General features: G+C 51.5%; 12 protein-coding genes and 1 other annotated feature. Of the genes, 11 read left to right on the top strand and 1 reads right to left on the bottom strand.

Annotated features, from left to right (window positions below; translation table 11 throughout):
- Positions 1 to 32 precede the first annotated feature (32 nt).
- Positions 33 to 1,940 (bottom strand): FAD-dependent oxidoreductase, encoded by a 1,908-nt coding sequence (locus tag ACGG90_RS01885; RefSeq protein WP_390405139.1) that lies wholly within the window; start codon positions 1,938 to 1,940, stop codon positions 33 to 35.
- A 293-nt stretch (positions 1,941 to 2,233) separates the two neighbouring features.
- Between ACGG90_RS01885 and pplA the strand changes: the two genes are divergently transcribed.
- The 11 genes from pplA (at position 2,234) to ACGG90_RS01830 (ending at position 12,788) form a co-directional block, all read left to right on the top strand.
- Positions 2,234 to 3,157 carry an extracellular electron transfer flavoprotein PplA gene (pplA, locus tag ACGG90_RS01880; protein ID WP_390405137.1) on the top strand — a complete coding sequence of 308 codons (924 nt, stop codon included), beginning with the start codon at positions 2,234 to 2,236 and terminating at the stop codon, positions 3,155 to 3,157.
- Positions 3,158 to 3,277: 120 nt separating this feature from the next.
- Positions 3,278 to 4,351, top strand: coding sequence for an FAD:protein FMN transferase (locus ACGG90_RS01875; RefSeq protein ID WP_390405134.1), 1,074 nt, complete (start codon positions 3,278 to 3,280; stop codon positions 4,349 to 4,351).
- Positions 4,348 to 5,286 (top strand): 1,4-dihydroxy-2-naphthoate polyprenyltransferase, encoded by a 939-nt coding sequence (locus ACGG90_RS01870; RefSeq protein ID WP_390405131.1) that lies wholly within the window; start codon positions 4,348 to 4,350, stop codon positions 5,284 to 5,286. The genes ACGG90_RS01875 and ACGG90_RS01870 overlap by 4 nt, the downstream gene beginning before the upstream one ends.
- On the top strand, positions 5,277 to 6,239 hold the full coding sequence (locus ACGG90_RS01865; protein WP_390405129.1) for a UbiA family prenyltransferase: 963 nt from the start codon (positions 5,277 to 5,279) through the stop codon (positions 6,237 to 6,239). Before ACGG90_RS01870 ends, ACGG90_RS01865 begins: the two co-directional genes overlap by 10 nt.
- A 31-nt stretch (positions 6,240 to 6,270) precedes the next feature.
- Entirely contained in the window at positions 6,271 to 6,420 is a 150-nt protein-coding gene (gene rpmG, locus ACGG90_RS01860; protein WP_390405126.1) for a 50S ribosomal protein L33, read from the top strand.
- 279 nt (positions 6,421 to 6,699) lie between these two features.
- Positions 6,700 to 6,870, top strand: coding sequence for a preprotein translocase subunit SecE (gene secE / locus ACGG90_RS01855; RefSeq protein ID WP_390405124.1), 171 nt, complete (start codon positions 6,700 to 6,702; stop codon positions 6,868 to 6,870).
- Between the two features lie 95 nt (positions 6,871 to 6,965).
- Positions 6,966 to 7,514 carry a transcription termination/antitermination protein NusG gene (gene nusG, locus ACGG90_RS01850; RefSeq protein WP_390405121.1) on the top strand — a complete coding sequence of 183 codons (549 nt, stop codon included), beginning with the start codon at positions 6,966 to 6,968 and terminating at the stop codon, positions 7,512 to 7,514.
- A 146-nt stretch (positions 7,515 to 7,660) separates the two neighbouring features.
- On the top strand, positions 7,661 to 8,086 hold the full coding sequence (gene rplK, locus ACGG90_RS01845) for a 50S ribosomal protein L11 (protein ID WP_179395878.1): 426 nt from the start codon (positions 7,661 to 7,663) through the stop codon (positions 8,084 to 8,086).
- Between the two features lie 90 nt (positions 8,087 to 8,176).
- A complete protein-coding gene (gene rplA, locus ACGG90_RS01840; protein WP_390405118.1) occupies positions 8,177 to 8,866 on the top strand; it encodes a 50S ribosomal protein L1 in 690 nt (229 codons plus the stop codon).
- Between the two features lie 447 nt (positions 8,867 to 9,313).
- Positions 9,314 to 11,044: an ABC transporter ATP-binding protein gene (locus ACGG90_RS01835; protein WP_390405115.1), complete on the top strand. Its 1,731-nt coding sequence runs from the start codon at positions 9,314 to 9,316 to the stop codon at positions 11,042 to 11,044.
- Positions 11,031 to 12,788, top strand: a complete 1,758-nt coding sequence (locus ACGG90_RS01830) for an ABC transporter ATP-binding protein (RefSeq protein WP_390405112.1) — start codon at positions 11,031 to 11,033, stop codon at positions 12,786 to 12,788. The genes ACGG90_RS01835 and ACGG90_RS01830 overlap by 14 nt, the downstream gene beginning before the upstream one ends.
- Positions 12,789 to 12,852: 64 nt before the next feature.
- Positions 12,853 to 12,972, top strand: a sequence feature (ribosomal protein L10 leader region).
- Positions 12,973 to 12,982 lie beyond the last annotated feature (10 nt).

The raw sequence follows: 12,982 nt of genomic DNA, 5'->3' as shown, positions 1-12,982 counted from the left end.
AGTATACCCCAGAACCAAACATGACCATGTGGTTACTTGACGACATCACTGCCATACAAGGCTTTGGGTTGCTTATACCACCACTTACCAAACACGCGCTGCAGGTAAGGGATGACCCACTTATCTAGGCCAAAGGCGCGCCCAGAGCCGTTCATCACAGCGATGGCCATTGGGATCATCCATAAGTTGACCCAATAGAACATCCCTGACAAGCAGAAGATCACGGTGAACATCACAGACATCCCACCGGCAAGCCAAGTGAACAACCCAGCGATCAAGGCTAAGCCGATCAAGATCTCAACGACAGTCATGGTTTTCTGCATGAAGAAGGCGACATCTTGGTTAGGGATCAAGACTTTGGTGATGTTGTACATCCACTTCGGCATTTGATCAAACACCATCATCGGGTCTTTGCCATATTGATAAGACAAGCTGAATACTGACTTGGCGGCTTTGGCAGTTGTATCTGCAGCCGCCGCTGCCCCAGTGGCCGCACTGGTGGCATCAGCGCCGGAAGCACTGGCGCCGCTGGTCACAGCCGGCTGCAGCCAAGAAAATGGCAAGCGCAGTTTGTCGACAAACCAGGATTCTTTACCACTTACCTTATACGCACAATCAACCAGCCACATCGCGCCTAAGAATAAGCGTGCCGGCACCGCCCATAACACATTGCCTTGGCGGGAAGTATGGCCGCGCATCAAGTTGCGGTCATGCTTGGTGCGGAAGAATTCGTGCAAGAGATACTGGAAGAAATAGTAGCCGGAGAAGATCTGGATGAAGTACAGCATGTTGACCAAATGCTTCATCAACATGGCAAAGAATCCGGACAAATGCATGAAGCCCATTAAGTTGGCAACACCATAGCGCGAACCTAATGAAACCATGAAGCCGGAGTAGGAGGCTTTATAGTCGACATCGGCTGCTTGGTTGTGCATTTGCTTGGTGATGTTGTCTAAGGCCGTTTGCGCGCTGGCTTCGGCGCCTTGGACGATTTGCGGCTCACCGCGATCGGAATTGCCGCCGTAGAAGGACACATCCCCGACGACGTAAATGCTGTCATCATCAACAGACTGCATGTGGGAGTTGACCACGATGCGCCCGGCTTTGCCTTGGGTGAGGTTGAAGTTCGCCGCTTGGGTGCTGGCTTTGACGCCGGCAGTCCAAATCAAAGTGGCAGTGGGATAAGTCGAGCCGTCTTTGAGGTCCACATACTCTTCATGGACGCCAACCACACCGGTATTTTTCATGATGTGGATGCCGCGTTTGAGCATGTACTGCTCGGCTTTAGCCGCGTCGGTACGATCCAGCATATTCATGATGGTTGGGGCCATTTCCATCAAGGTGAAGGTCAATTCGCTAGGATCGATCTTATTTTCTTTGGCCAGCTGATCGCGCCAGTCGCGCATTTCACCAATGGTTTCAGTCCCGGTGAAACCGGAGCCGACAACCACGATGGATAACAGCGCCTTGCGCTTAGCTGGGTCGTGTTCGATCGCCCCGCGCCGCACCACGTCAGCGACGTGTTGTTTCAAGGCAATGGCATGTTCCCAAGAACCTAAGGTGAAGCCGTATTCGGCAACCCCTGGGGTGCCGAAGTCATTGGGCTCAGAGCCGATGCCTAACATCACGTAGTCGTAAGGGTAGGCACCGTGCTTGGTTTTGACCAGCTTCTGGTCGCGGTCGATGGTGGTGACCGTATCGGTAACAAGCTTTACATTCTTGCGCCGGCAAAACAGCCGTTGCAAATCGTATTGGATCGCATCGGCGTCGACACGATCAGCGGCGATTTCATGAAGCTCAGTCATATACGTGAAATATGAATGCTTGTCGATCAAGGTAATGGTCACATCTTGATCATGTTTGAATTTTTTGGCGAGCCGTTTGGTTGCATAGACCCCTGCAAACCCGGCACCGATGACGACGATGTTTTTTTGCGTCATGGTTGCACACTCCTCTGTGAATAATTATCTTATGATGGCATCACTACGGCAACATTATACCCATAAACGAGGGCGTTTGTCTATTTTTTCACACGCTGTTCCACCGCACCTTAAAAACTGTTAAAAGTTTGATAAAACGGCGATTAAACCGCTGAATTGGTCTAGGTGCCAGACGGGGTGAAAGCGGTAAAATTTTTGGCTTTATGTTGATTTTTGCACAATGACTCGTTACACTTGTCTTGTGTGAAGAGTAACACAAATTCAGGGGAATCATACAAAAGGGGTATAGACAGATGAAATTATTCAAGACATTGACCGGCGTTTCAGTGATCGCGTTAAGCGCATTGACTCTGGCGGCGTGCGGCAGCTCAAGCTCCAGTTCCAAAGACTCCAGCAGCAAGACTTCCAGCGCCAAGGTGGAGAAGAAAGCATCCAGTTCTTCTGCTGCTGCCAAGCAAACTGCAGGCGGCCCGCTGAAAGATGGCACCTATAACTTGGAAGAAACTGGCTACAACCATGGTTATCGCGTGCAGATGAGTATGACTGTTGCCGGTGGCAAAGTCACCAAGACCACATATGATTACGTCGACAAGAACGGCAAGTCCAAGACCAAAGATGCTGAATACGAGAAGAACATGAAGGCCCAAGCCAAGACTGGCCCGAAGGAATACATCCCGGCTTTGAACAAGTCCTTCACCAAGAACGGTTCTAACACCGGGGCGATCGAAGTGGTTTCCGGCGCAACGGAATCGTCTTTGACCTTCAAGAACTATGCCGCACAATTAGTCCAAGCAGCTCAAGCCGGCAAGACGGACACGATCAAGATCGACAACACTGCTAAGATGAAAGACGGCACCTACACCTTGGAAGAAAAGAACTACTCCCATGGTTATCGCGTGGTCTTCTCCATCGATGTTAAAGGCGGCAAGATCGTGGCTTCCCATTACGACAACGTGGACAAGAACGGCAAGTCCAAGACCAAAGATACTGAATACGAGAAGAGTATGAAGAAAGTCAACAAAGTCGGCCCTGTGGAATACACCAAAGCGTTGAACGACGCCTTAGTTAAGAAGCAGAATCCTTCCGAAGTTGATGTGGTTTCTGGTGCGACCCACAGTTCTGAAGCCTTCATCGGCTATGCACAACAGTTGATCAACGCGGCTCAAGCCGGCAACACCAGCAAGATCGAAGTCGACAACATCGTTTACGCCGAATAATCTGGCGCAGTTGACACAAACGGGTAGTACCGCAACGCCGGTACTGCCCATTTTTGTTTGGTGACAACGCTGTGCTAAGGTAAAATAGTTGTGCGATGAAGTGAATCAAAGGGGTATGTTATGAAGAAAATTATCGTGGCGCTGTTTGCGCTGGTGGCACTGGCGGCACCGTTAAGCGGATGTGCGCCGCAACACAAGGCGGCCGATCCGCAACCGGTGCTGGTGAAAACACCTTATGAAGACACGCAGTTTCTGATGGGGACTGTGGTGACGATCCGCGTGTATGACAAAGGCAAGCAAGCGGCGTTAACCAAAGCCTTCGATCGGATCAAAGCATTAGCCAATGCGGTCACGGTCAATCAGAAAGGCTCACAAGTTGATGCTGTCAACGCCCAAGCCGGCAAGTCTGCGGTTAAAGTCAGCCCGGCGGTATTTCGCCTGATTCAATACGCCAAGGCGTATTCTGACAAGTCACAAGGCGCTTTTGACTTGGCGATCGGGCCGATCACCAGCATGTGGCATATTGGCTTCAATGATGCTCGCAAGCCCAGTCAGCAAGAAATCAACGCCAAGCTGCCGCTGGTCAACTATAAAGATGTTGAACTCAACGTGGCCAAGCGCACCGTGTACTTGAAGAAGCCCGGCATGGCTTTGGATTTAGGCGGTATTGCCAAAGGCTTCATCACTGATGAAGTGGTCAAAGTCTTGAAGCAGCAAAAAGTCACCACGGCCATTATTGACTTAGGCGGCAACATTTATGTGATGGGCCATTCGCCTAAACAAAAAGATGCCGATTGGACAGTCGGCATCCAAGATCCGCTAGAAGCGCGCGGCACCTCGATTGGTACCGTGCCGGCCAGCAACAAGACGGTGGTCACCAGCGGTATTTATGAACGCAAGCTGGTGGTCAACGGCCACACGTATTCACATTTGATGGATCCTAAAACCGGCTATCCTTTCGAGAATAACTTGATGGGGGTATCGATCGTGACGAAGAAATCCGTTGATGGCGACGCTTTGTCGACTGCAACTTTTGATAAAGGACTGAAAGGCGGCATGGCTTTCATTGAAAAAACCGGCTATGCCGAAGCGATCTTCATCACCAAAGATAAGAAGGTTTATGTTTCCAGCGGCTTACAAAAGGACTTCAAGCTGCTTAAAGACTCTGGCTATACGCTAGCTAAGCTGCCATGACGATTCGCGTGTGGCTGGAACTGGTTGAAGCCCGGACCAAGTTAGCAAGTATCCTGCCAGGGTTGATCGGATTGAGTTTTGCTTGGGTGTATTATGGCCGATTGGATGTCTTAAACAGCGCGGTGTTTTTTGTGGCGATGTTGGTATTTGATATGACCACCACGGCCATCAATAACTTGATGGATTATCGCAAGGCGCAAAGTGCGCATTATGTCGATCACACCAATGTGATCGGCAAGTATCACCTTGACGCGCGCCTAGTTGCGTGGATGATCTTGGGCATGTTGGCAGCGGCGGCGGGGTTAGGGCTGTACTTGGTCGTACGCACCAGTTGGGTGTTGCTGCTGCTGGGCGGGGCGTGTTTTGTGATCGGGATCTGTTATACATTTGGCCCGCTGCCGCTGAATCGGCTGCCTTTAGGCGAGGTGTTTTCCGGCGTAACGATGGGCTTGGGCATTCCGCTGATCGCGGTGTTCGTCAACCCAAATGATCTATTCAGCATGCACTTAGCCTGGCCTAATATTACCGGGCGCGGTGATTGGCAGGCATTGGCGGCATTGGGTTTGGTATGTATCACGCCCATGGCGACGATCGCCAATATCATGTTGGCCAATAACTTGTCGGATATTGAAGAAGACTTGGCCAACCACCGCACGACCCTGCCGATGTACTTAAGCCACCGCCAAGGCCTTTGGTTGCACCAAGCACTGGCCTATGGCGGATATGCTTCCATATTGGTGATCGTGATTTGGCATCAGGCCGCTTGGCCGCTGCTGCTGACTTGGCTGGGGCTGCCTTTTGTGATCCGCGCCACCAAGCGCTTTGTGGCGGTGCAGGACAAGCGCAAGACCTTCAAAACAGCCATCATCAACTTAGTGATCGAGAATGCGGCTTTGGTGATCGGATTGTTGGCGACTAAAGGGGGATGGCAATGACTTATCGAAAGCTCACCTGGCCGCTGTTTCTGGAATTGATCCGCTTGCCGGCCAAAGCCGCCAGCTTATTGCCGTTCTTGTTTGGGGTCAGCTATGCCTGGCAGCATTATCACCAGTTGAACTGGGTGAATACTGCGACTTATTTTGTCGGGCAAATGAGCATCGCGTTATTCGTCACCGGCTTCAATAATGTGCAGGACTTCTATAAAGCCAAAGATGACCAGTATCGGGTCACCCAAAATATTATCGGCCGCGAACATTTGGCGCCGCGCAAGATCTTGGCGTTAATGCTGGGGTTTCTCGCGGTGGCATGCGGCTGTGGCTTGGTGTTGGTATGGCGGACAAATTTGAGCCTGTTGGTGATCGGCGGCTTGGCGATTTTTGTGGCGATATTCTACACCTTTGGGCCGGTACCGTTGTCGCGGATCCCCAGCGGCGAAGTGCTGGCGGGGTTGTGCGAAGGCTTTGGGACGATTTTCATTGCCGTGTTTGTCAATGTGGTGCCGCAACCGTTGTGGCTGCACGTTAATGGCGGTGAATTTACCTTCGGGGCGGATCTGCAGGTGTGCTTAACATTGCTGTTGGTGGCACTGCCCATTGTGATCTTAGATGGCACGGTGATGTTTGCCGATAATATCTGTGATTTGGCCCAAGACCAGCGCAATCAGCGGTTTACCTTACCATATTATTTAGGCCGCAAGCGTGCGTTGAAAATCTACCCTTGGCTGCCGCGGGTGGCTTATGCGCTGATCGTCTTAGCAGTGGCGGTTCGCGCTTTGCCATGGTCGGTGTTAGGGACGCTGGTATTGTGGCCTTTGATCGCCAAGAATACTGCTGGGTTCTTGGCAGTACAAGACAAGCGCCAAACATTTAATTTGGCGATTCACACATTGTTGGTGACCGCGTCTGCGCAAGTCGCTTTGATCCTGCTTGCAGGCGGGTTGAATTTCTGATACATTAAGGAGCGACTGGAGGAATTCACCTATGTCTGTTAAGAAAGTCGCCATGGCGTGTACAGTGTGTGGCCGGCGGAATTACTTCGTGCCGGAAAACAAGCACCGTACTGAACGCTTGGTGTTAAATAAGTATTGTAAATATTGCAAACAAGTCACCGAACACCGCGAAACCAAATAACCAAAGCGGAGCAAAGCGCATTTAGCGGTGGATATAAGGTGGGATGACAGTTGGGCGCTTTTTGCCCAATTGGCGTCACGACTTATATCACGCCGCGTTGCTTTGCGCAGCTAGACGAAGAAATCAAAGCGCATTTAGCGGTGGATATAAGGCGGGATGACAGTTGGGCGTTTTTTGCCCAATTGGCGTCACGACTTATATCACGCCGCGTCGCTTTGCGCAGCTAGACGAAGCAATCAAAGCACAGGATCCCAATTCGACCAGGAGGGAGGTAACATCATGAAGTTTATTAAAAGCGTTTTTGCTGAAATGAAGGCTGTGACCTGGCCTAACGCCAAGGAGACACGGCGCGATACGACGACGGTCATTATGACCTCCCTGTTATTTGCGGTTTATTTTGCCGTGGCGGATTGGGTGATCGTATCCTTGCTTAAAGCATTTGTATTCTAGTCGCGAGTCTGATATATTGAAATTAGCGAAAAAACCGTGCCGGATCTGTGGGCGGTTTTTTTATTTGTCGTCGCAATCAAACAAAGGAGCGCATCATGGTAGAATCAGCAGAGAAGCAATGGTATGTGTTGCACACATATTCCGGTTATGAAAATAAGGTCAAGCAGAACCTCGAATCCCGTGCCACATCAATGGGCATGGACGACTTCATTTTTCGGGTGATCGTGCCTGAAGAAGAAGAGACCCAAACCAAGAATGGTAAGGTCAAGCAGGTGATGGAGAAGACTTTCCCAGGGTATGTCCTGGTGGAAATGGTCATGACTGATGAATCTTGGTTCGTTGTGCGTAACACGCCAGGGGTCACCGGCTTCGTTGGTTCTCACGGTGCCGGTTCCAAACCAGCGCCTTTGGAACCAGAAGAAGTCACTTCGATTCTGCACAGCTTAGGTATGAGTGCCCGCAAGACGGCTAACTTGGACTTCGATCTCGGCGAAACGGTTACCATCATCGATGGGGCTTTCGCTGGTATGGAAGGCAAAGTTACCGCCAACGACAAAGAAAAGCAGAAACTGCGCGTGGCGATCACGATGTTCGATCGGGAAACTGCCGCAGAATTAGATTACGAACAAGTCGACAAAGCGTAATTTGTACTTAGCAGCTTGGACAGGATTAGCTTGCAAAAGCTGCTCAGGCATGCTAACCTATTCTGGTATGTTTTGACATACGCGTGGGAGGCCAAAATTATCTTGGCCATCATCACCACATCACGGACTTAAGGAGGTTATGTTTCGTGGCTAAAAAAGTAGCAAACATCGTTAAACTCCAGATCCCTGCGGGGAAGGCAACTCCAGCTCCCCCGGTAGGTCCTGCTTTAGGGCAGGCCGGGATCAACATCATGGGCTTCACCAAGGATTTCAATGCACGCACGGCTGATCAAGCCGGCATGATCATCCCTGTTGTGATCACCGTGTACGAAGATCGTTCCTTCGACTTCGTTACTAAGACCCCTCCGGCTGCTATCTTGCTTAAGAAAGCCGCTGGCGTTGAACACGGCTCTGGCGAACCGAACACTAAGAAGGTCGCTACTGTGACCAAGGACCAAGTTCGTCAGATCGCTGAGACGAAGATGCAAGACCTTAACGCTGCAGACGTAGAAGCTGCTATGCGCATGGTTGAAGGGACTGCTCGTTCCATGGGCTTCGTTGTCGAAGGCTAAGAGTTGTCCGGATCACCGGTGAAAACCGAGTGAATCAAGTGGAAGGGCAAGCGCCCGCTGACCACATTTGCAAGGAGGAAAATTCCCAAAATGGCTAAAAAAGCAAAGAAGTATCTTGAAGCAGCGAAGAAAGTTGACGCAACTAAGTTATACACTCCTGAAGAGGCTGTGGCTTTAGTTAAAGACATCGACTTCGCTAAGTTTGACGCAACTGTTGAAGTTGCTTACAACTTGAGCATTGACGTTAAGCAAGCTGACCAACAGATCCGTGGGGCCGTTGTGCTTCCTAACGGGACTGGTCGTTCCCAAACTGTTATCGTCTTCGCCGAAGGCCCTCAGGCCAAGATGGCTGAAGAAGCCGGCGCTGACTTTGTTGGCGGCGACGACTTGGTTCAAAAGATCCAAGATGGCTGGTTGGACTTTGACGTTGCTGTGGCAACGCCACCGATGATGGCTAAGGTCGGCCGTTTGGGCCGTGTCCTTGGTCCTAAAGGCTTGATGCCTAACCCGAAGACTGGTACCGTCACAATGGACGTGACCAAGGCTGTTAACGATATCAAAGCAGGTCAAGTGGCCTACCGTGCCGACAAGGCTGGTATCGTGCATGCCCCAATTGGCAAGGTTTCTTTTGATGAAGCCAAGTTAGTTGAGAACTTCAAGGCGATGAACGACGTGATCACTAAGGCACGCCCTGCATCTGCTAAGGGTCAATACATCAAGAGCTTGACACTCACTTCCACCTTCGGGCCTGGTGTGCATGTCGACGTTCAAGCTTTCTAATCACTGATTATTAAGCCAAGCCATCATCGGGAGACTTCCTGATGATGGCTTTTTATATACCAGAGCGAAGCAAAGCGCATTTAGCGATGTGTGTAAGTTGTCCTGAGCTAATGGCGGTTTTTGCCATAAGCTCGGGACAGCTTACACGCAATCGCGTTGCTTTGCGCAGCTCGACGAAAAGCCCAGAGCGAAGCAAAGCGCATTTAGCGATGGATATAAGGCGGGATGACAGTTGGGCGTACTTTGCCCAATTGGCGTCATGACTTATCCCACTCTTGCCTGGTTTGAATCAGGATATGATTAGGTGATGAAATAAATTCCGAAGTTGATCGAGGTTGCAGATTTGGGCAAGACAGTTTGTTGGGTGCGCCAGAGAGTTGTTACAAATATCGGGCACGCTCATGAATTTATAGCATGGGGTTTTACAAGCAGATAATGGAGGATTAAATGACCACTTTATGGCCGTATTTACGGCGCTATGGCAAGCAGGCGCTTATCGCCACCCTGGCGACGATCACCATGGCCTTTGCAACGCTATGGCAGCCACACTTGCTGCAAGCGATGATGACTGCCATTATCGCCTCAGACCAAACGACGGTGTGGCATCTCGGCGTGTGGCTGGTGGCGCTGGCTGGAATCGGGATCGTGGCGGGGATCGTCAACACCATTTACTCGGCGCAAACTGCCGTTGGGGTGGCGACAAGTATTCGGCGAGACTTGTATGCGCAGGTGCAGCGTTTTGCCTTTGCGGATATTGAACAATTCTCGGCGTCTAACTTGGTGGTGCGCATGACCAATGATGTCAATCAGGTGCAAGGCATGCTGATGGCGATGTTGTCGATTGTGCTGCGGGTGCCGATTTTGTTCATTGGCGCGATGGTGCTGGCTTTGATGACCATTCCGCGTATGTGGTGGGTGATGTTATTGATGATCGCCATTGTGATCGCCATTGCGGTGATCGGCACCAGGACTATGGGCCGGTATTTTGCCCAAGTGCAAAATGATATCGATGCCGTCAACACAATCGCGCGCGAGAATTTAATGGGTGTGCGGGTCGTGAAGTCGTTTGATCAAGAAGACACCCAAATCAAGCAGTTTAAAACCGCGTCTGATCGCATGGTGCGTGTGACCGTTAAGATCGGCTATGCGTTCTCGTATATGATGCCGGGGTTCTTTCTGATCGCCAATCTTGCTTGTGTGTTGGTGCTGCTGCTAGTAGGGCAGTCGATCCACGCTCATCCAGGGGATCTGGCCGCGTTAGCCAGTTTCATCAGTTATGTGATGCAAGTGCTCATGGCGATCATCAACGCCAGCTTCATTCTGACTGGGGCCACGCGTGCCTTCGTGTCGCTGAAGCGCATGGGTGCGGTACTTGACCATCAGCCGTCCATGGCGCTGCCGGAAGGTCCGGCAATCGATTTAGCCGGCAGCATTTCGTTCAATGATGTCACGTTTACTTACCCTAATGATGATCAACCGACACTACAAGACATCAGCTTCACCGTAGCGCCTGGCGAAATGCTGGGGATCGTTGGGGCAACTGGGTCAGGCAAGTCGACGCTGGCTCAGCTGATCCCGCGGTTGTTTGATGTGGATCGGGGGACGATTCGCATCGGCGGCCAAGATGTGCGCGATTTGTCTGCAGCAACGCTGCGCCAGAATGTGGCCATGGTGCTGCAGCGCGCCACGCTGTTTTCTGGGACGATCGCAGGCAATTTACGGCAAGGCAAGCCTGATGCGACCATTTCGGATATGCGCTGGGCGGCGAATGTGGCCCAGTCTGCCGAGTTCATTGACCGCCTTGATGCGCATTATGACGCGCCAGTGGAAGAACGTTCTGCCAATTTCTCCGGCGGACAAAAGCAGCGTTTGGCAATCACTCGCGGCGTCATTGGCAAGCCGGCGATCTTGATCATGGATGATTCGACTTCGGCCTTAGATGCCCGCAGCGAACAGCTGGTGCAAGAAGCGCTTAACCGCGAGCTGCAAGACACCACGGTGGTGATCATTGCCGAGAAGCTGTCTGCAGTGCGCCACGCCGATCAGATCTTAGTGATCGATGCCGGCCGCATTGTGGCCAGCGGAACGCATGAGGCTTTGGTCAAAACCAGTCCGGTTTACCAACGGATCTATCAAACCCAACGCGCACTGGAAGGAGCAGCTGATGCAAGAGCTTAAGTTACCGCTGCATTATTATCGCGTCTATCTCAAGCGCTATGCTTGGGGCTTAGTGGCCGCAGCGTTATGCGTCTTGGTGTTTGCCGTGGCCAATGCTGCTTCGCCGATGTTTCTAGGCCAAGCAATCGCGGCGTTGACCAACATGGTGCAGCACGGCACCCCGGCAGCAGCGTTTTTGAAGAATACCGCAATTTTGGCGGCGTTATACGTCACGTCAAGCTTCGGCGATTGGGCCACGTCAATGATCTTATCTTGGGTCGGCGGCACAGTGACTGGCGACATGCGGGTGGGTTTGTTTACCAAGATGCAGCGCCTGCCGGTTAAATACTTCGATACCCATTCTGATGGGGATATTCTAGCGCGTTATACCAGTGACTTGGATAACATTTTCAATGCGATGAATGAAGTCTTCGTGCAGATGTTTTATTCGTTTGCTCAGTTTGTCGGCGCCTTGTATGTGATGTTTCATGCTTCTGCTGAGTTGGCTTGGGTGACGCTGGCGACGACACCGATCGCGGCGATCATCGCGGTGATCAATATTCGCAAAGCCAGCGCGGCGGTGAACTTGCAACAAGACCATGTCGGCGCGTTAAACGGCTACATCAACGAACAGATCACCGGCCAGAAAGTGATCATCACTAACGGCTTGCAACAAGACTCGTTAAGCGGCTTTGACCGCTTAAACAAGCAAGTGGCCAGCACCACTTTGCGCGGGCAGATCTGGTCTGGGGTCTTGCAGCCGCTGATGAGCGGCTTGATGTTATTGACCACGGCGATCGTGATTTTTGTCGGCAGCTGGCTGGTGCTGCAAGGCAGCTTATCAACGGCTGCGGCGCTGGCTTTGGTGGTGGTGTTTGTGCAATATGCGCAGCAATACTTTCAGCCGATCGTGATGATGACCAGCTTATACGCACAGATCCAATTGGCGATCACCGGCGCACGGCGCGTGGCCCAAGTACATGAAGCAGCAGATGAAGTGCGGCCGCAAGCAGGCTTGCCAGTGGCCGAAGTGCATGACCAGATCCAAGTGCGCGACGTTCATTTCTCGTATTTGCCAGGCCAAGAAGTCTTACACGGGGTAAGCTTTCACGCCAAGCGCGGGGAAATGGTGGCGTTAGTCGGTCCCACCGGGTCAGGCAAAACGACCATCATGAACTTAATGAATCGCTTCTATGATGTCGATAGCGGCGCGGTGTTGATCGATGGCGTTGATGTGCGGCAAATGGATCTGACTCAGCTGCGGCACACTGTGGGGATCGTGTTGCAAGATCCGCAATTATTTTCTGGCACGATCCGCTCGAATCTGTGCTTTGGCAAGCCTGACGCCAGCGAAGCGCAAATGATCGCCGCCGCCAAGCAGGCCTATATTCACGATTACATCATGAGCTTGCCGCAAGGATACGACACGCCGCTTTCTGATGAACAGGCGGTTTTCTCAGCCGGGCAGAAGCAATTGTTGTCGATCGCGCGCACGATCTTGTGTGATCCGCAAGTATTGATCATGGATGAAGCCACCAGCAACGTTGACACCGTCACCGAAGCGGCGATCCAACAGGCAATGGATAACGTGATCGCCGGGCGGACGAGTTTCGTCATCGCCCATCGGCTCAAGACGATCTTGAATGCTGATCGTATTGAGGTCTTACAAGCCGGCCGCATTATCGAAGAAGGCGACCATGCCAGTTTATTAGCGGAGAATGGCTTCTATGCCAGTTTATATCGCAACCAGATGATCTTTGATTAAGCCGGCTGCCAGATTAATTTCAGAAAAATGTTGACGAGCATCGTGTTGCATGATACGATGCTCTTTGTGTTAATTCACTCTGCCTAAGACTCAGGTGGCGCAAGCCTTAATATCCTGCCGAGGTGGTATCGGAAACATTAGATACCTCTATGTCTTGGTAGACATGGAGTTTTTTTATATTTAAAAACTTCAAC

Origin of the sequence: Lacticaseibacillus jixiensis, assembly GCF_042847315.1 — a bacterium.
In the GTDB taxonomy this organism is placed as follows: domain Bacteria; phylum Bacillota; class Bacilli; order Lactobacillales; family Lactobacillaceae; genus Lacticaseibacillus; species Lacticaseibacillus jixiensis.
Note: the sequence above shows the minus strand (reverse complement) of the source record. Positions and strands in the feature narration are given on the sequence as shown.

What these genes read in the sequence shown, in the direction of transcription:
- ACGG90_RS01885 (WP_390405139.1), bottom strand. Translation starts at nt 1,940, where the DNA reads ATGACGCAAAAAAACATCGTCGTCATCGGTGCCGGGTTTGCAGGGGTC.
- pplA (WP_390405137.1), top strand. Translation starts at nt 2,234, where the DNA reads ATGAAATTATTCAAGACATTGACCGGCGTTTCAGTGATCGCGTTAAGC.
- ACGG90_RS01875 (WP_390405134.1), top strand. Translation starts at nt 3,278, where the DNA reads ATGAAGAAAATTATCGTGGCGCTGTTTGCGCTGGTGGCACTGGCGGCA.
- ACGG90_RS01870 (WP_390405131.1), top strand. Translation starts at nt 4,348, where the DNA reads ATGACGATTCGCGTGTGGCTGGAACTGGTTGAAGCCCGGACCAAGTTA.
- ACGG90_RS01865 (WP_390405129.1), top strand. Translation starts at nt 5,277, where the DNA reads ATGGCAATGACTTATCGAAAGCTCACCTGGCCGCTGTTTCTGGAATTG.
- rpmG (WP_390405126.1), top strand. Translation starts at nt 6,271, where the DNA reads ATGTCTGTTAAGAAAGTCGCCATGGCGTGTACAGTGTGTGGCCGGCGG.
- secE (WP_390405124.1), top strand. Translation starts at nt 6,700, where the DNA reads ATGAAGTTTATTAAAAGCGTTTTTGCTGAAATGAAGGCTGTGACCTGG.
- nusG (WP_390405121.1), top strand. Translation starts at nt 6,966, where the DNA reads ATGGTAGAATCAGCAGAGAAGCAATGGTATGTGTTGCACACATATTCC.
- rplA (WP_390405118.1), top strand. Translation starts at nt 8,177, where the DNA reads ATGGCTAAAAAAGCAAAGAAGTATCTTGAAGCAGCGAAGAAAGTTGAC.
- ACGG90_RS01835 (WP_390405115.1), top strand. Translation starts at nt 9,314, where the DNA reads ATGACCACTTTATGGCCGTATTTACGGCGCTATGGCAAGCAGGCGCTT.
- ACGG90_RS01830 (WP_390405112.1), top strand. Translation starts at nt 11,031, where the DNA reads ATGCAAGAGCTTAAGTTACCGCTGCATTATTATCGCGTCTATCTCAAG.